General features: G+C 60.1%; 15 protein-coding genes. 4 read left to right on the forward strand and 11 right to left on the reverse strand.

Going from position 1 to position 18,180, the window contains the following annotated elements; translation table 11 throughout:
* Window positions 1-58 precede the first annotated feature (58 nt).
* From B9A13_RS01110 to B9A13_RS01120, 3 genes are read left to right on the forward strand one after another with little or no spacing between them, the layout of a single operon-like run.
* Entirely contained in the window at window positions 59-673 is a 615-nt protein-coding gene (locus B9A13_RS01110) for a zinc dependent phospholipase C family protein (RefSeq protein ID WP_159447978.1), read from the forward strand.
* Between the two features lie 46 nt (window positions 674-719).
* A complete protein-coding gene (locus B9A13_RS01115) occupies window positions 720-1,877 on the forward strand; it encodes a glycosyltransferase family 4 protein (protein ID WP_084233194.1) in 1,158 nt (385 codons plus the stop codon).
* Window positions 1,874-3,190 carry a UDP-glucose dehydrogenase family protein gene (locus tag B9A13_RS01120; RefSeq protein WP_084233195.1) on the forward strand — a complete coding sequence of 439 codons (1,317 nt, stop codon included), beginning with the start codon at window positions 1,874-1,876 and terminating at the stop codon, window positions 3,188-3,190. The genes B9A13_RS01115 and B9A13_RS01120 overlap by 4 nt, the downstream gene beginning before the upstream one ends.
* On the opposite strand, the gene ppk1 is transcribed toward B9A13_RS01120, so the two are convergent.
* From ppk1 to B9A13_RS01175, 11 genes are all read right to left on the reverse strand, one after another.
* On the reverse strand, window positions 3,146-5,305 hold the full coding sequence (gene ppk1, locus B9A13_RS01125) for a polyphosphate kinase 1 (RefSeq protein ID WP_242942745.1): 2,160 nt from the start codon (window positions 5,303-5,305) through the stop codon (window positions 3,146-3,148). The two genes, B9A13_RS01120 and ppk1, sit on opposite strands and share 45 nt — an antisense overlap.
* Before the next feature lie 2 nt (window positions 5,306-5,307).
* On the reverse strand, window positions 5,308-6,222 hold the full coding sequence (locus B9A13_RS01130; RefSeq protein ID WP_159447979.1) for a Ppx/GppA phosphatase family protein: 915 nt from the start codon (window positions 6,220-6,222) through the stop codon (window positions 5,308-5,310).
* Window positions 6,223-6,242: 20 nt separating this feature from the next.
* Window positions 6,243-6,995 (reverse strand): phosphate ABC transporter ATP-binding protein, encoded by a 753-nt coding sequence (locus B9A13_RS01135; protein WP_084233198.1) that lies wholly within the window; start codon window positions 6,993-6,995, stop codon window positions 6,243-6,245.
* Window positions 6,985-7,935, reverse strand: a complete 951-nt coding sequence (locus B9A13_RS01140) for a PstA family ABC transporter permease (protein WP_084233199.1) — start codon at window positions 7,933-7,935, stop codon at window positions 6,985-6,987. The genes B9A13_RS01135 and B9A13_RS01140 overlap by 11 nt, the downstream gene beginning before the upstream one ends.
* Complete coding sequence (pstC, locus tag B9A13_RS01145; RefSeq protein ID WP_159447980.1) at window positions 7,925-8,899, reverse strand: phosphate ABC transporter permease subunit PstC; 975 nt, start codon at window positions 8,897-8,899, stop codon at window positions 7,925-7,927. The genes B9A13_RS01140 and pstC overlap by 11 nt, the downstream gene beginning before the upstream one ends.
* A 192-nt stretch (window positions 8,900-9,091) precedes the next feature.
* Window positions 9,092-10,258 carry a phosphate ABC transporter substrate-binding protein PstS family protein gene (locus tag B9A13_RS01150; RefSeq protein ID WP_084233201.1) on the reverse strand — a complete coding sequence of 389 codons (1,167 nt, stop codon included), beginning with the start codon at window positions 10,256-10,258 and terminating at the stop codon, window positions 9,092-9,094.
* Between the two features lie 21 nt (window positions 10,259-10,279).
* Window positions 10,280-11,158 carry a substrate-binding domain-containing protein gene (locus B9A13_RS01155; RefSeq protein WP_084233202.1) on the reverse strand — a complete coding sequence of 293 codons (879 nt, stop codon included), beginning with the start codon at window positions 11,156-11,158 and terminating at the stop codon, window positions 10,280-10,282.
* A gap of 33 nt (window positions 11,159-11,191) precedes the next feature.
* The gene (locus B9A13_RS01160) at window positions 11,192-12,829 is read right to left on the reverse strand and encodes an alkaline phosphatase (RefSeq protein ID WP_084233533.1); all 1,638 of its coding nucleotides are present in this window, start codon (window positions 12,827-12,829) and stop codon (window positions 11,192-11,194) included.
* Between the two features lie 279 nt (window positions 12,830-13,108).
* The gene (locus tag B9A13_RS01165) at window positions 13,109-14,116 is read right to left on the reverse strand and encodes an acyl-CoA dehydratase activase (protein WP_084233203.1); all 1,008 of its coding nucleotides are present in this window, start codon (window positions 14,114-14,116) and stop codon (window positions 13,109-13,111) included.
* Window positions 14,040-15,182 carry a hypothetical protein gene (locus B9A13_RS01170; protein ID WP_200809658.1) on the reverse strand — a complete coding sequence of 381 codons (1,143 nt, stop codon included), beginning with the start codon at window positions 15,180-15,182 and terminating at the stop codon, window positions 14,040-14,042. Before B9A13_RS01170 ends, B9A13_RS01165 begins: the two co-directional genes overlap by 77 nt.
* On the reverse strand, window positions 15,172-16,086 hold the full coding sequence (locus B9A13_RS01175) for an acyl-CoA dehydratase activase-related protein (protein ID WP_084233204.1): 915 nt from the start codon (window positions 16,084-16,086) through the stop codon (window positions 15,172-15,174). The genes B9A13_RS01170 and B9A13_RS01175 overlap by 11 nt, the downstream gene beginning before the upstream one ends.
* Window positions 16,087-16,480: 394 nt before the next feature.
* On the opposite strand from B9A13_RS01175, the gene B9A13_RS01180 reads away from it, so the two are divergent.
* A complete protein-coding gene (locus tag B9A13_RS01180) occupies window positions 16,481-18,169 on the forward strand; it encodes a sigma-54 interaction domain-containing protein (RefSeq protein WP_084233205.1) in 1,689 nt (562 codons plus the stop codon).
* Window positions 18,170-18,180 lie beyond the last annotated feature (11 nt).

An 18,180-nucleotide genomic window follows, 5' to 3' on the forward strand; every position in this document is an offset into this window, starting at 1 on the left:
GGTTTGATGGGATTTTTTAAGACCGGTGGTATGGTTTCATCGGAAGGGTGTGATAGGCTTGAATACCTTGTCCCATATCGCCGTGGGCTCCCTTGTGTGTACTTACCTCGCGGAGCACCACGAAATCCGTCTGAGCAGGATGAGCTTTCTTCTGGGAAACATCATTCCCGACTTCCGGCCCTCCTTTCTCTCCCGGCCCCATTACCTGGCCCAGAGCATCGGCTACGTCACCGGGGAAATGGAAGCTCTGGCTTCCCAGCCTCTTTCTTCCGCAGAGATTGGCAGCGAATATTCCAAGCGTCTGGGAGTCGTCTGCCACTACTATGCGGATTTTTTCTGCCATGCCCACAGCGGGCGGATGAAAAAGGGACTGCTTGCCCACGTGCTGTATGAATACAGTTTGTATAAATACGGCAGGAAACGGGCGGAAGTTCTGGGGCGCATCCCTTACCTGCAAAGCGGTGAGGTTGCGGGAAACCTGGAGGCGCTGATCCGGAAGCTGGAGGCCTATCACCGCTTTTATCTGGACGCCGTGCCCTCGCCGGGGCAGGATCTGGTCTGCGCCAATCAGGCCTGCGCGGAGGCGGCTGCCGCCCTGGTGCGCTGTTCCTGCCGCCTGCGCGTCCCCGAATCCGCGGAATACCCCGCCTGCAAAACCGCCGCGGCGTTTTGAGAAAACCCCAAGTTCCGCAATCCTGAGGAAAGGATGGACGAAGCCCATGAGAATCGCCTATTTTACGGATACCTTCCGGCCGGAGATCAACGGCGTGACCAATACCCTGGAGTATCTGTCCGCCTACCTGGCCGCACGGAATACGCAGCACCTCTTTTTCGCTCCCGATTACGGCGGAAACCTCACTCCCGTTAAGGAAGAAAACGTTCTCCGCTTTCCCGGCGTTCCTCCCTTTGTCAGTCCCAGCAGCCGCCTTGCCTTTCCCTCGGGAAGGGCGGTCCGCTCCGCCGTGAGGGACTTTCGCCCGGACCTCATCCATATCACCAGCGAGCTGGGGGTGGGCATGAGCGGGCTCCAGGCCGCCCGCTCTTTGGGCATTCCCGTGGTCATGTCCTACCACACCAACTTCGACCGGTATTTTGCCTTTTATTACGCCCGCCTCCTGGATCTCCCGTATTGGACGTACATGAAATGGTTCCACAGCTTTGCCGCGGTAAACCTCTGTCCTTCCAAAAGCACCCTCGGGGAGCTCCGGGGGAGGGGCATGGGCAGTCTGGACGTCTGGTCCCGGGGCGTCGACCTTTTAAGATTCAGCCCTCGGCTGCGCTCCGGCGGGGTTCGGGATTCCCTGGGCGGCCGGGACAAGTTCATTTTTCTCTATGTGGGCCGGATCGCCAGGGAGAAGGGGCTGGACGTCCTGGCCCGGGCCCTCCGAGAGGTCCACGCCCGGATGGGGGAGCGGGCGCGCTTTGTCTTTACGGGAGACGGGCCGTACCTGAGGGAAATGACCGCCATGGATCTTCCCAACACGGTCTTTACCGGTTTCAAACAGGGCGCGGAACTGGCGGAAATCTACGCCAGCGCGGACGCCTTCGTTTTTCCCTCCGGGACGGAGACCCTGGGGAACGTCCTGCTGGAGGCCATGGCAAGCGGCTTGCCCTCCGTCTGCGCCGATTCGGGGGGCGTCACCGATTTTGCCTTCCACATGGAAAACGCCTATGTTGCCGGATATGAAAGCGCTTCAAGCCTCGCCCGGGGCATGCTGGAGCTTGCCTCCAATCCGCTCCTGCGCCGACGACTGGGAGAGGGCGGGCTGGAAACCGCCCGCAGCCGCAGCTGGACGGGAGTCTTCGACAGCCTGATGCTGCAGTATCGCGCCGTTCTGGACGGATGCGCCCCGGAGCAGGGGAGGGTCGCCGTATGAAGATCGCCGTCGTCGGAACCGGTTACGTGGGCCTGGTCACCGCCGTCTGTCTCGCCCACACCGGGCACGAGGTCCGCTGCCTGGACCGGGACGAAACAAAAATTTCCCTCCTGCGCCGCGGTGTCCCGCCGATTTTTGAAGCGGGAGTCCGGGAGCTGATGGAGGAAAACAAGAATAGCCTGATCTATACCGCCGACCCCGGGGAGGCCATCCCCGGAGCAGAGGTCATATTCATCTGCGTGGGGACGCCTGAGCGGGCCGACGGGTATGCAAACCTCGCCGCTATCTATGAATCGGCGGAAGAGATCGCGGAGCATGCCGACAGGGACTGCGTCGTGGTGGTGAAGTCCACCGTCCCCATGGGGACCAACGAGAAGCTGGAGAAGCTCCTGTCCTCCCGCATAAGACGGGGGATTCGCCTGGAGGTGGCCTCCAACCCGGAGTTTCTCTCCCAGGGAACCGCCGTGCGGGATATGCTCTCCGGTCAGCGCCTGGTCCTGGGCGTGGAGAGCGAAACGGCCGAGGCGGTCCTCCGCAGGGTCTACCGGGAATTTGACGTCCCCATTTTAGTGAGCGACCGGAAGACGGCGGAGATGATCAAATACGCCTCCAACAACTTTCTGGCCCTGAAGATTTCCTATATCAACGAGATCGCCAACCTCTGCGAGGCGGTGGGCGCCGACGTGGAGACGGTGGCCCTTGGCATGGGTATGGATGAGCGGATCGGCAACAGGTTCCTCCGCTCCGGCGTGGGCTACGGCGGCTCCTGTTTTCCCAAGGACACTAAGGCTCTCCACTGGCTGGCGAGGTACCACGATTTCGAACTGAAAACCGTCAAGGCCGCCATCGAGGTGAACGAGAACCAAAAGATCCGTCTCATCAAAAAGGCCCGCCGGTACTACCCCTGCCTGGAGGGCCTGAACGCCGCGGTGCTGGGCCTTTCCTTCAAGCCGGGCACCGACGACCTGAGGGACGCGCCATCGCTGCAGCACGTCGCCGTCCTTTTGGACAACGGCGTCCATGTCCGGGTCTGGGATCCCGCGGCCATGGAAGGCTTCCGCCGGCTTTTCACCGGCTCCGTCCGCTACTGCTCCTCCATCGGGGAGGCTCTGAAGGACACCGACATCTGCTTTATCCTCACGGAGTGGGAGGAGGTACGCGCCTTTCCCCTTGTCATGTTCCCCCGGCTCATGAAAAGGCCCGTGGTGCTGGACGGGCGCAACTGCTTCGACCCCGGAGCCGCGCGGGAAGCGGGAATCGTATACGATTCAATCGGCCGCCGTCCCGTGCTTGGCGATGTGGCGCAGCAGTGAGGCGAGAAACCCTCCCTCCGGTTCCTTTGCAGCCGGCGCCGGTATGTTCGCCGTCTCGTGCATGAAGTACTCCTGACTGTCCAGCGGCCCGTCCTCGCCGGAGGGAATGCGCTGGTAGGTACCGTCCGGGAGCATACGCCTTCCCTTGACGGTGTCCCTCAGCTGAACGTCCAGAATATGCAGGATTCGCCTTTTCAGTTCCTCGTCCAGAATGGGGCAGGCGATTTCCACCCTGCGCTCGGTGTTGCGCGTCATGAGATCCGCCGAGGAAATGTAGATCCGCCTGTCATCGCCGCCGCCGAAGCAGTAGACTCTGGCGTGCTCCAGGAACCGGCCCACGATGCTCCGCACCGTCACGTTTTCCGTCTTTCCGGGAACCCCCGGCAGGATGCAGCAGATTCCCCGGACGATGAGCGCGACGGGGACCCCGGCCCGGGAGGCCATAGACAGCCGGTCGATGACGTCCCTGTCCGTGATGGAATTGAGCTTGAACGAGATCCCGGCCGGAAGGCCGTTTTCTTTTTTTTCGATTTCATGGTCGATGAGGGTGAGGACCGTCTCCTTGAGCATGGAGGGGGCTGCGACCAGCTTTGAATACCGCCCGTCCATACGGGAGACGGATAGGTTTTTGAAGAAGGCGGCGGCGTCCTTTCCGATCTCCTCGTTTGCGGTGATGAGGGACAGGTCGGAGTAAAGTCCCGCCGTCTTTTCGTTGTAATTTCCGGTCCCCGCCTGGGTTACGCAGCGGATCCGGCCTTTGTCCCGCAGGGTGATGAGGCAGAGCTTGGAGTGCACCTTGAAGCCGTCGATGCCGAAGATCACCTTGCACCCGGCTTCCTCCAGGCGCTCGGCCCACTCGATGTTGTTCTGCTCGTCGAACCGGGCTCTCAGCTCCATGAGCACCGTCACGTCCTTCTGCGCCTCCGCTGCCGCCACCAGGTATTCCGCCAGCTTTGATTTCCGGTCGATGCGGTAGAGGGTGATCCGGATGGACAGGACGGACGGATCCAGGGCGGCTTCCCGGACGAGGCGGAGAAAGGGATCCATGCTCTCATAAGGGTAGTACAGCAGTACGTCCCTGCGCAACACCTGGGGCAGAACGCTCTCGCTTTCCCGGAGCATCGGCGAATAGCGCGGCGTATACGGGCGGTGCAGCAGTTCCCTCTTGTCCGCCTGGGGAAGCTTCTCCTCCAGCTGGAAGACATAGGACAGGTCCAGAGGGGACGCGCTGTGATAGACCTGCTTTTTGGCAAGGCCCAGCTTCCCACAAAGATACTCTTCCAGCGCCTGAACCGGCTCCCCCTGGGTCTCCAGGCGCACGGGAGCGAGCCTCGCCCGCTTTTTCAGCACCTTCTTCATCCTGAGGCGGAAATCGTCCTCCACGTCGAAGGCCTCGTCGTCCGGATTGATGTCCGCGTTCCGGGTGACCGACACCACCGTCTTTTCCGCGACGCCGAACCCGCCGAACATCGTATCCGCGAAGGCGGAAATAATATCCTCCAGCAGAAGGTAGCGGATTCCCTCTCCCTCCAGAAAAAAGAGCCGCGGCACCGCCCGGGGGACGGGCACGATGCCGAACTGCCCGCCGTTCTTGGTTTTCAGAAGCAGCGCCACGTACAGAGTCTTGTTGGAAAGGTGAGGGAAGGGGTGCCTTTCGTCCACCACCTGGGGGGACAGGACGGGCAGCACAAAACTCTCGAAGTATTCCTGCACCGTTTTTTTCTCCTGGCCGCTCAGCTGCGTAAAGATCTCTCTGGAAATCCCCGCGGTCGAAAGCTTCTGCTGGAGCTGAAAAAAGATGCGGTCCTTCTGCCCGTAGAGGGGCGTCACGGCGCGGTAAATCCGTTTCAGCTGCTCCTGAGCGGTCCAGCCGGATTTGTTGTCCGTGTGGTTTTCGTCCATCAGCGCCAGATCCTGGATGCTTCCCACCCGGATCATGAAAAACTCGTCCAGGTTTCTCGCGAAGATCGCCGCGAATTTAAGCCTTTCCAGCAGGGGAAGCATTTCCTCGTCCGCCTCCTCCAGCACCCTTCGGTTAAACCGCAGCCAGGAGATCTCCCGGTTCTGGGTATAGCTGATATCATGAGAAGTGCCGGCGTTTTTTTCCTCTTCCACGGTCATATCCCCCTTTGTATCACCCTGCTGTAAAGATAGCCTTCCCGGACGCCGCAGCTGCTCACGGTAATGCGTTTTCCCCCGCAGCCCTTCGCCACGGTCCGTAAAATCACCATGCCGGGTATCAGCGTATGCACCCGGTCGGGGACCAGCTGAAGCATGCGCCTGGAAAAAGCCTTGCCGTTTTTCCGGTAAGCGCCCAGCAGCTCTCCCAGCAGCCGGGTCTCCAGCAGGGTATTTTCATAGGGCAGTTCAAAATAGCTGTTATAAAGCTTTCGGGTTGCCCGTGCCGTGCCGCCCGAGGCGCAGATTTCCTCCCTGCGGACCTTGGAAAACCCGTTGAGCTTTTGGATTTCTTCCTCCGCCGCGGCGCGGATCTTTTTCATGGCTTCCTTCTGCGGAAGGATGCCGGGCACGTTTTTTAAAAAGAGGTTGAGGGCGCCCACGGGCATGCTCTCCGCCCGCAGGATCTCGCCGCCTTCAAACTCGGCCAGCTCCGTGCTGCCGCCCCCGATGTCCACGAAAAGCCCGTTTTCCATATGTACCGCTCCGATGACGCCGATAAAGCCCAGCCGGGACTCCTCCTCGCCGGTGAGCACGTCCACGGAAAAACCGGTGTATTCCCGGATCCGCCGCACCGCCTCCTCGGTGTTTCCCACGTTGCGCAGAGAAGCCGTGGCAAACACGTAATAGGAACTGATCTGAAAATTGTTCAGCAGCTGCCGGAAATAGGAGAGCACATAACAGGCTTTCCGGATCCCGGCTTCGGACAGCTCTCCGTTTTCCACGTAGCCGGAAAGACCCGCCGTCGTCTTTTTGTGCAGCAGCAGCCGGGTTTCCTCTCCCTCCCGCCGGTAGATGGAAAGGCGTATGGTGTTGGAGCCCAGGTCAATGATGCCGTAAATCAATCCGTTCATCTCCACTGTCTCTCCGGGCGTCATATGCGGCCCGTGAGGTAATTTTGGGTCAGCTCCTCCCGCGGGAAGGAGAACAGGTCCAGGGTCTTTCCGCTCTCCGCCAGCCTTCCCTGGTAAAAAAACGAGGTATAGTCGGAAATCCTGCGGGCCTGCTCCATGTTGTGGGTCACCATGACGATGGTGTACCTCTCCTTCAGGTTTGTCAGCAGCTCCTCGATCCGGAAGGTGGATATGGGATCCAGTGCGGAGCAGGGCTCGTCCATGAGCAGAAGCTTGGGCTCCAGCATCAGCGCCCGGGCGATGCACAGCCTCTGCTGCTGCCCGCCGGAAAGGCGCAGGGCGGACTGGTCGAACCGGCCGGAAAGCTCGTCGAACAGCCCCACCAGCTTCAGCTTGTCCTCCGCCATGGCCCTCAGGACCTCCTTGCTTTCCTTCAGGTGCTCCCGCACCGGCAGCAGCATATTCTGCATCACGGTCATGGGCAGGGGATTGGTGTGCTGGAAGACCATTCCGATGCCGCGACGCAGCTCCTCGGCGAACCGCGGCGAGCGGGCCTTGTAGATGTCGGCCCCGTCCAGATTTACGTCGCCCTCCAGCCGGAAACCCGGCACGAAGTCGTTGAGCCGGTTGACGGACCGGAGAAGGGTGGTCTTGCCGCAGCCCGAGGGGCCGATAAAGGCGTAAATGCAGTGTTCCGGCACCTCCAGGGACACGTCGGCGAGCGCCCGGCTTTTCCCGTACCACGCACTCACATGGGAAATTTCAATGAACATCCCGCCGCCCCCTTCCGATGCCGCCCACCACCGCCGTCAGCAGATTGAGGATCACGATGATGGCGATGAGCACGCACGCCGCGCCGAAGGCCACGTGAAAGTTGTTTCCCTCCCCCGCGGGGGAGGTGAAAAAGATGTAGGTCGTGAGGGTGGAACCGGTATTGCGCAGGGTGGACATCCAGTTGACGGGGGAGTACCAGGGCTGAAGCCCCGTCATCCGCAGCGTCCCTCCCAGGGTGAGCCAGACGATGGCCGTGTCCCCGATGATTCGCCCCATGCCCAGGATCACCCCCGTCTGGATCCCCGGTTTCGACGCCAGCAGCGCGATGCGCGACACCGTGCGCCACCGGGAGGCGCCCAGGGCAAGGGATCCCTCCAGGTAGCTGGCGGGGACTGTTTTCATCGCTTCCTCCATGGATTTGATGACAAAGGGCAATATCATCACCGCCATGGCGATCCCCGAAACCAGAAAGGACTTTCCGTAAGCCCGGGATACTCCCACGGCAGTTTCCACCTGGGAGCTGAAAAAGGAAAGCCATGGCTGCGTGAAGATTGCCAGGGCAAACAGGGCGATGACCACCGAAGGCACCCCCGAGAGGATGTCGATGGCTGTGTCGATCACCGCTTTCATCGCGCCGCGCCGGGCGTAATAGGTGAGATAGACTGCCGTCGCCAGGGAAAAGGGGTAGGCGATTGCGGTCCCGATGGCGGTGAGGAGCACGGTTCCCACCAAAGGCGTCAGGATGCCGCCCGCCTCGGTGTGGATGGCCGACGGGTTCGGCTCCTTTATCAGAAAATCCGGCGACAGCTCGCCGAAGCCGTAATAGAGGACCACCGCCAGGATCAGCAGGCAGACCGCCGCCACCAGAAGGGTGGACAGCCATGCGTAAAGGGTTCCCGCCGCCGTGTCCGCCCGGTGGGTTTTGTGTTTAGTCGGCATCTCCCATGCTCCTTTTCAGTCTGTTTTCAATGAGCCTCGCCCCGATGCTCAGAGCCGCTCCGATGAGCAGGAGGAGCGCGCCGCAGGCGAAGAGCGCCGATTCCACGGCATAGGCCCCCATGGCTTCCGACTTGTTGATGATGGCCGCCGAGAGGGTGAGGACCGGCGTCAAAAGCGAGACGAAGCCCATGGAAAGATCCGGGATATTGCCGATGCCGCCGCAGACCATGGACACCGCGATGGCTTCCCCGATCCCGCGGCCGAAGGCCAGGATCATGCCGGCGAGGATCCCGGACCGGGCCGAGGGCAGCACGATCTTCCAGATCACCCGGAAACGGGACATCCCGAAGGCGTATCCCGTCTCCCGGAGACTCCCCGGCACCGCCCGCAGCGCGTCGATGGACAGGGAGATCACCATGGGAACGATCATAAAGGTCAGAACCAGCACCGAGGCAAGAAGGCTCCTGCCCGTGATCTGAAAATACTTGAGATATTCGATCTGAAGCTCCGTCGTAACAAAAGCCTGCTCCACCGCGGGCACCACAACGATGATGCCCACCAGGCCGAAGACCACCGAGGGGATGGATGCCAGCAGACGGACCACCGCGCCCAGGGCAGAAGCCACCGGCTTCGGGGCCAGCTCCGCGATTGCGATGGCGGCTCCAATCCCCAAAACGGCCGCCGCCAGCAGAGAAAGCCCCGTGGTAAAGAGCGTTCCCGCGATGAGCCCCAGAAGTCCGAAGGTATAGACAGGCGCCTCCGCCGGAGCGAAGAAGGCCTCCGACACCTGCTTGTCAAATCCGGCCGTGGCGACCAGCCCCGCGCCGCTGGCCCGGATTACCGGCCAGGCCTTGATTCCCACAAATACGAAAATAAAAATAATGGCAAGTACGCTTACCAAAGACAGAATATGTATCAGTTTCTCCGGGGCGTTGAGATCTTTGAGATTCCCGGTCTTTCCCATAGTCATCTTCCTTTGCGCCGGAAGCTTCCGAAATCCGTCTTCCGGCGTTTTCTCTGTTTACCGCGCAAGCCGGCCCGCCGCCGGAGGAGCTCCGGAGGCGACCGGCTGCTTGCGCGCTCTTTGCGGTGTCCGCCCCGATAGCACGGAACGGATGCCGCGTTGAAAAATCAGATCTCCCGTTTGGCTGCGCTGTTACCGGATGGCGATGTAGCCTTCCTTGACCACGATATCCTTCTGGCAGGATTCGCTCTTGAGGAAGTCGATGAACTTGGCGTTGACGCCTTCGGGGGTTCCCTTGGTGAATACGTACAGGCTCCGGCTGAGGAGATAAGCGCCGCTCTTCACGGTTTCCGTGGTGGGAGTGATATTGCCGATGGAGACCACCTTGACGGAGGAATCCACATAGCCGATGGAGTCGAAGCCGATGGCGTTCACGTCGGAAGCCACGGCCTGCTTGATGAGGGCGGAGGAGGCGTAGGGAGTCGCGGTGGAAACGACGGCCGCTTTTTCCAGAAGGAGCTCGGAAAGGGTGGCCAGCGTGCCGGAACCGGTTTCGCGGGTCTGGACCAGGATGGGAGCGTCGTTGCCGCCGACATCCTTCCAGTTGGTGATTTCGCCCAGGAAGATCTTTTCAGCCTGCTCTTTTGTCAGGTTCTTGACGGTGTTGTTGGGATTTACGATCAGGGCGATGCCGTCGTTGGCAACGGTGAACTGGGTGAGGGAAGCCGACTCGTCGGCGGTGAGCACCCGGGAGGACATGCCGACATTGTTCGCGCCGTTGATGGTGTCCTTGATGCCCGCGCTGGAGCCGCCGCCGGAGACCGCGATGGAAAGGCCGGTGTTCATGGAGAGAAGCTTGTCCGCCGCCGCCTGGGCAATGGGCTGAAGGGTGGTGGAGCCGCTGATCTTGATGGAGCCGGTCATGGTGGTGAAGTAGTTGACGACGGCGGTTTTGGTGGCGGCGTCATAGTCTACGTCCGCGCCGATGGCTTCCGAAAGCGCCCGCAGGGGGATCATGGTCCGCTGGTTCACCGCTCTGGGAGCCAGGAGAAGGGTCTTGGTCACCCCGTTGACGGTGTAGTTCTTGGAACCCAGGGTAAAGACCACGGTGTAGCCCGCCGTTTTGACCACGGCCTGCTGCTTGGCCTGGACCCAGCTCACGTCGGCGCCCAGGTACTCGGTGATAACGCGCACGGGAACCAGGGTGGTGCCGTTTTCCACATAGGGCGCCGTGTCGGAGGATACGGTCTGCCCATCGATCTTGATGGAGATCGTGGTGGCGGCGGAAGCTGCCGGGATCATGGCCGTAAACAGCATTACCGCGAGGAACATGGGAAGGATGCGTTTGATGAGCTTCATTTTTATTACTCCCTTTTTATTTTATGGATTCGCGTCCTTCGGCAGAAATCCCGCGTCCTGAATCCGGGTTCGGGCGTCTGCCGAGGACAGGTAATCGCAGAAGGCCTGCTCACCGGCCGTGAGAGTGTCCCGCTGCAGGAACACGACGGACCGGCATGCCGGATAGGTGCCGTCCTCCAGGGTTGACCGGTTGAGTTCGATCCCTCCGATGCGGATCGCTTCCCCCGTACCCAGGACCTTGTCCGCGGAACAGATGCACACGGCGCCTTCCGTGGCTTTCGTATCCTCCAGGGGATCGTCAGAAACCGCCGCGCTGTCCGGGATCAGCGACTTTGCGATGCCGTTCCCGCTCTCCCGCAGGCCGAAATTCTCTTCAAAGAAAATACGGAAAGCGTTACTTTTCTCCGGAACGATGAGGGTAATGGGTCCCTTTCCGCCGAAATCGGACCAATCGGTGCTCTGTCCGGAAAAGATTGCGCTCAGTTCGGACGGTTTCAGGTCCCGGACTCCCGCGGAGGTGTTAATCACCACGGCCACCGCCTGATATGCGATGACTTTCGCCGCGGTCCCGTCCGGGGCTTCGTCCGCGGTGCCGTCGTAGACGGCGAAATTCGCCTCTCCCGAGGTCACAGCCGTCATCGCCGCTTCCTTGCCGGAGGCCACCGCGTCGGCCGCGCCGCCCGTTTTCTGGGAAAACCCTTCCGTCAGAGCGATCATTACCGGCAGGGCGGCTACCGATCCGTTCAAGCTGAGAGCTTCCTCCGCCGCGGTCGCGGCTGTCGCCGTCGGTGCCGGCGTCTGCGCGGACGGAGCGCCGGAAGCGGACCCGATTTGCCCTCCGCAGCCGCTCAGCAGGACCGCGGTTAAAATCGTCAGTGCTATGGGAATCTGTAGTTTCATTTCTTCACTCTTCTTATACTCAGCAGTCGGGGATCAGGCGATCAGAGACACAACCTCCCGGGACACGTAGAACACGCCCTTGACGTTGACGGTTACGCTGTCGAACAGGAACTGTGAGCCGTTCACATAGACATAGTTCTTGCTCTCGGGGATGATCAGCGTGGTGCTGCCCTTGGTCACCACCAGCTTGGGGTTGCTCTCGTTGGAATTGTCCGCCGTTACCGTGGCGCCCTTGGCCTCGAATGCCGCGGAAGCATTGATATAGAGTTCGTCCGTGAGAGCTTCCAGGTCGACGCCCCAGACGCCCGCGCAGATATCCGCCACATCGGTGTTGTCGATGGTGCCCGTAATCCGCTCGTCTCCGGGCAGATAGGTGAAGAGCACCACGTCCTCTCCGGTGTGACCCGTCGTGGTCCAGCCAAGATAAGCCCGTTTGGAAATCATGGGACCGACCACATAGTTCATGCTGCCGGCGGGAGCTGCCTTGATGGCGGCGATCTCGTCGTCCGACAAATCGGAAATGCCGTAATAGGTGCTCATGACCTCTTCTGCGTTGGAACGGTCGGCGTTGAGCATTTTTTCAACGCCCTCGCCCGTGAGCGTGGCCTTTTTCAGGGGTGCGATGAACTTGATGAGGTTGTCGCTGGAATAGGTGGAGCTGGTATCGGCGTTTCCGATGGTGAGGCCGCCGTTGCCGTGGTCGGTCATGGCGATCACAATGGTATCCTGGTGCGCCTTGGCATAGTCCAGGGCCACGGATACCGCGTCGTCAAAGGCCAGCACGTCGGAAATGACGCCGATGGGATCGTTGGCGTGGGCCGCCCAGTCGATTTTGGAGCCTTCCACCATGAGGAAAAAGCCGTCCTCATCCTGGGAGAGGAGCCGGATGGCGGAATCGGTCATCTCAGCCAGCGAAGGCTGTGCGGCGGCTGTTTCGTCCCGGTCCATCTCATAGGCCATGTCGGAGGCGGCGAACATGCCCCAGACCTTGCCCGAGGTAACCGCTTCCATCTGATCCCGGGTGGTGACGTATTCGTAGCCGTTGAGCTTGAGGGTGTTAATCATGTTTTCATTGTCCGCGCGGCCGGCCAGGTATTTGGAACCCGCGCCGTAGACCACGTCGATGTCGTTGTATACCTGCTGTTCGGCCAGGATTTCGTATTTGCTCCGGTCGGGATAGTGGCTGGAATAGCCCGCGGGCGTGGCGTGCTGGATGTTGGAGGTCGCCACCAGGCCCGTGGCCCTGCCGGTGCTTTTGGCCGCTTCCAGCACTGTTGCCAGAGGCTTCTGGTCATAGGTCACGCCGATGTACTTGTCGTTGGATTTGACGCCGGTGGCCATCGCGGTGGCGGCGGGGGCGGAATCCGTAATGGCTCCCGTTACGCCTGCCTTTTCCCAGTAGGTTCGCACCAGGCCCGAAGCCATTTTGTCCAGCGCCAGGCTCACCGAGGTGTCAACCGTCCCGGAGACCGCGTCGTAGGACTTGTACCAGCGGGCCAGGGTTACGTCGTCCACGCTCATTCCGTCGGGAATCAGCACGATCACGTTTTTAATTTTGCTGTTTTCCTCTTTTGCTTTGGAGACCCCCACGGCGGCGGACTGCAGCGTCAGCGTGCCCAGCATAGCGACCGTCAGGGCCAGCGCGGCGAAGCGGCTTGCTTTTTTTGTCATGAACATTCCCCTCTCCTTTGCTTTTTACCGAACTGGAAATTTTTTATACCGTTTTTACTCTACCTGTCCCTTGTATGCTTCCCGCGGGATTTTGGTAAGTTTTACGTAATATTTCGCCGTATTTTTCCTGTTTTCCGCCTACGGCATTCCGGCGTGGTCCGTTCCGCCTGCGCCGCGCCCCCGGAAAAACCGTCCTTATCCCCCGCGCCGGCTCTGCACTGAAAAGACCGGGCAGGGGAGTGCCCCTGTCCGGTCATGTATCGGAATCATCCCGTATATTCAAATTTTCCATGCCCGCCCGGTGTTACGGCTTGCCGTGAGGTAGTCTTCTTTTCGCTCCTCCGCGGCCCGGCCCTTCTCGCATCGGTTTCCCCAGGAATCCAGGAGAACGCCGTCCCGGTAGAAGGAGATGATCTCGCAGTGATTTGCGCAGCCGGGACAGGTGTGCGCCCTGGTCTGAAAGCAGAGGTCCACGATAGCACACTCAAAGGGCTTCGCCCTTACGGCTCCTCTGGACAGAAGCGCTGCGCCCACCGCCCCCATGAGATGGGAGTCCGCGTCCACGTGGATCTCGCTCCCCAGTTCCGCCTGGAAAGCCCGTACGACGCCCCGGTTTTTGCTGACGCCCCCCTGGAACACCACGGGGGATTCGATGCGCTTGCCTTTGCCCACGTTGTTGAGGTAGTTGGCAACAATGGCATCGCACAGTCCCGCCACGAGATCCTCCTTGGCGTACCCCGCCTGGGCCTTGTGCACCATGTCCGACTCGGCAAACACGGTGCACCGCGCGGCGATTCTGGCGGGGTGCCCGGCCTGCAGCGCCATGTCCCCCAGCTCCTCCACCGGGATACCCAGCCGCTTTGCCTGGGAGGAGAGGAAAGCCCCCGTCCCCGCGGCGCACAGGGTGTTCATAGCGTAGTCGATGACCACGCCGTTGTCGATGAGGATGATTTTGGAGTCCTGGCCTCCGATCTCCAGAATGGTGCGCACGTCCGGATGACGGGAGAGGGTCCCCTTGGCGTGAGCCGTGATCTCGTTTTTCACCGAGTCGGCCTCCAGCATGGCGCCGATGAGTTTCCGGGCCGAGCCGGTGGTTCCCACAGAACGGATACTCGCCGATGCCGGGAGCTGCTTCTGCAAAGACAGGACGGTTTTTTTCGTCGCGGTCACCGGGTCTCCCTCCGTCCAAAGGTACTCCGCGGCAATGATCTCACCGTTGCTGTCCAGCACGACGCCCTTGGTGGACACCGAACCCACGTCCACGCCCAGGCTCACGTTTCGCTGCATCTTCTTCCTCCTTTTTCATGCGTATCATGTCCGAAAATGCCTCCAGCCGGGTCTGCACGCCCGTTTCGCTGGTGTGGGAATCGAAGCTCAGGTCCAGGATGGGAATCCCCCAGTGCCGGGAAAGGTTCAGAAGAGCCGGCGTCGCGTTTAATTCCGGGATGCAGCCGAAGGATTTCATGTGGATGATGCCGTCGTATCCCTGTCTGGCGTAGGAAAGGCTTTGGGCTACGCTGTCCACGCCGTTGGCCCCCACCGTGTGATGAAGGTAGCGTCCGCTCTTTTTCACCGCCCGCCTGTGGTTCTGCCCGAACATCAGAAACCATACGCTCATCTTCCGGCTGACGGCGATGCCGTCCTTGGCCAGCTGCCGTTCCACATAGAAATTGCTGAAAGGCTCCATCAGGGTGTAAAGGTCTCCCACGATGCCGACCCGCAGCGGGTTTTCCGGCCTGTCGAGCCGGATTCCCGCAGCCGCCCGCCGGCTCCTCGTCCCGGCCTCCAGAAGATCCCCGAATCCGTCCGCCGCCTCGATCTCCCGCAGCAGCTGCCGCCGCACTCCCTCGAAGGAGCCCGGAACGGTTTCAAACCCCGCGTTTTCCCGCATGAAATAGTCGTATCGGTCCATCACCCGGATGCTGGCCAGGGCCAGAAGCCCCGCCTCGATCATTTTCGGTGTGGAAAGCGGGCAGCCCAGCTCCCGGAAGGTCTGATACACATACTGGGGGTTGGCCCTGTCCCGGGACAGGCAGACGAAGCGGAACTGATAGCCCAGATCCCGGAGGATCTGCTCCTGCAGCTCTCCGTAATACCCGTAGCGGCAGCCGAGGCCCGTCTGAAACAGGACGTTGGCGCCCTCCTCCAGGGCCTCGATGTAATTGCCCAGATTGAACTTGAACGGTGAGCAGACAAAATCGGGGCTGTGCCGACCGCCCAGTTCCACCGTACGCTGGGTCATGGGCGGGGCGGGGAAGACCCGCGCCTGGGGAAACATGTGCCGCAGTACCTGGGTGAATACGGCGCTGTAATCCCCCATATGGGGAAAGCTGATGGAAATCTTACCCGGCATGGGCCCGCTTCCTTTCGCTGAGAATATCCATGAAGCATTCCACCCGTGTCCGGAGCCCCGCCTCCCCCTGCTGTTCGTCCAGCACGATCTGGGTAATGGGAAGGTCCCGGACCCGGCGCAGCACCAGCTCGTTCACTATGGAATCGGTGCCGCAGGGGAAGGCGGTGATCAGCAGCGCCCCGTCCACCTTTTCTTTCATGAGGGGGATGGCTCCGATGACCTCCTGGTTGAGCACCCAGTAAAGATCGGAGGAAATGGATCCGGCGAACGCCCGGCAGGAGGAGCGCTCGCAGCGGTCTGCAAAAACCGGGGTTCCGCCCTGCTCCCGCAGCATCCGAACCAGCGGCCGGCCCACGTAAGCGTCGTGAATGAGGTACGGCTGCGACGCGATCAGAATTTTGAGGCCCTCGGTTGAAAAAAGCTCCTGCTGCCGCAGCACCGCCAGCTCGTCCTGCCGTCTCTGCTCCTCCGCGGCCATGCGATAAGCCCGCAGGGACTGCGCGGAGGAGTACCCCAGAAACTGCCCCATCCGGACAAAGCCCTGCCGCTCGTTTCCCCGTATCTGTTCCTGCAGGCTGTAGCCGATGAGGGGCGCTTCGGGAAAGCTGTTGCGGACGATATCCGGGATCCCCCAGAAGCGGACGCAGAATTCCGTGTTTTTCCCCGCGGTTTTGAACCGCGGAACAAGGATGAAGTCGCACCGGCCGATGAGGCTGTGAACATGGCCCAAAAACAGCTTTTCCGGGAGACAGCACTCGCCGCCCGAGCGGGCGATCCCCTGGGAAAGAATCTCCTGGGAGGTTTCCGGGCTGGTGATTGTCCGGCAGCCCAGTTCCGTAAAAAAAGTGTTCCACAGATGCTGATACCGGTAATATAAAAGCGCTCTTGGCAATCCGATCGTCATTGTACCGCCCTGTCTCCTGAAAATCAGCGGCCGGCGGCTCTCCGCCGCAGCGGGATACGGCCGCCGTGCTCAATCCGTACTAGTATGCGCTGCTTTTCGCGAATATAAACGGCCGCGAAAGCGGAGTTCCCGGTAAAATCAGGGTATCCGTTTTACAGCGGGGAAGTACGCGGACGGTCTGATATGGCCTTTTTAGGCGCCTTATCCTGCCTGCCCTGAACGTTTTGCAAACAATGCGGAAAACATCAAAGAATCGACCGGAAATAAAGGCCAAGCCGAAAAATATATGGTATCATAGAATCTGATATGATATATATTGGGTAGTACAAGGGTAAAAAAGCGGCAGATCAGATGGAGCGGCAGGGACCACACCGGGCTTGAAAGGAGGACAAGGATGGACGGTTTGTATTGCAGACCGCTTCTTTGCGACGAAAATGGAACGGTTCTGTATTCCGGTGCGGATAATTCTGCGTACGGCGTGAGCGTCGGCGATAAGCTGGCGCTGAAAGACGCGGTGAACGCGCAGGATGGTATTCTTATGGTATCGGACACGATAGTCCTGTGCCGTGCGGACATTACTGGCTTCCGGGGGTATGTCGGATACAGCTGCGACTCGCGCCTTCACGAGGATGTCATTGCCGAGCTTCGGAATAAAAATCGGGAGTGCGACGCGATCTTCGAATCCTCCCACGATGGGATTGTGGTGGCTGACGCCGACGGACTGTATACCAGAGTAAACAGCAATTACGCAAAAATCACCGGAATCCCCTGGCAGGACGTCCTCGGACACACGGCCCAGGAGCTGGTGGATAACGGCATCATCTCCGATTCGGCCACCCTGCATGTTCTGCACACGGGAAAGAGCTTTTCCTTCAGCCAGAGCTTCAAAACCGGGCGCCAGAGCATCGTGACGGGAAGTCCGATTCTAAGCGAAGAGGGAAAAATTATTTCCGTCGTTACCAATGTCAGGGATATGACGGAAATCTATAAGCTGCGTAAAAAGGTCCAGGCCTCCCGGGAAAAACTGGAGCAATATTCCAAAGTGGTGGAAAAGCTCACTCAGGAAAAGCTCAACCCCAACGGGATCGTCTATAAGAGCAAGCAGATGGAAACCCTTCTGGAGACCGCGCTGCGTTTCTCCAAGGTGGACACCACCGTCCTCGTGACGGGGGAGTCCGGCGTGGGGAAGGAGATGGTGGTGGATTTTATCCACCGCAACAGCAAGCGCAGCCGCGAGCCCTTCTTCAAAATCAATTGCGGCGCCATACCGGACGCTCTTCTGGAATCGGAGCTGTTCGGGTATGAGGCGGGCGCTTTTACCGGGGCGAAAAAGGGCGGCAACGCGGGCCTGTTTGAACTGGCCAATCATGGAACCATCCTGCTCGACGAGATAGGCGAATTGTCCCTTCCGCTTCAGGTCAAGCTCCTCCGGCTGGTGGAGCAGAAGGAATTTTACCGGGTGGGCGGTCACAGGCTCATCCGCGTGGACGTGCGCATCATCGCGGCCACCAACCGCAATCTTGCCGAAATGGTAGACCAAAAGCTCTTCCGGGCGGATCTCTTTTACCGGCTGGCCGTTCTCAAGCTGTATATCCCCCCGCTGCGGGAACGCAGAGAGGATATTCTGCCCCTTGCGCTGCATTTTCTGTGGAAGTTCAATGAATTGAGTCAGTCTTCCAAGGTCATCTCTCCCCGGCTGTACCCCCTCCTGATCAACCACGATTGGAACGGAAACGTTCGGGAACTGGAAAATCTCATGGAGCGCCTGGTTCTGATCTGCGATCAGAATGAGATCGGCCCAGAGTATCTCCCGACGGAAATGCTGTCCGGCAGGAATCTGGAGGGTATTGACGTGGGGGATTTGGGCGATTTGACCTATCAGGAGGCGAGAGATAAATTTGAGCGCAACTTTTTCTCCCATGCAATCCAGACCTACCGCACCGCCCGAAAAACGGCGGAGAAGCTGGAAATCGATCACTCCACCGTTGTAAAGAAGGCGGCGAAATACGGCCTCACCCTCTCCCCAAAGGAAGATGAGGCGGAATATGGTGACAAGCATCATCAAAAAGAAGCTTTCTGGTGATTATATTCACC

This window comes from Papillibacter cinnamivorans DSM 12816 (assembly GCF_900176335.1).
GTDB lineage: Bacteria > Bacillota > Clostridia > Oscillospirales > Oscillospiraceae > Papillibacter > Papillibacter cinnamivorans.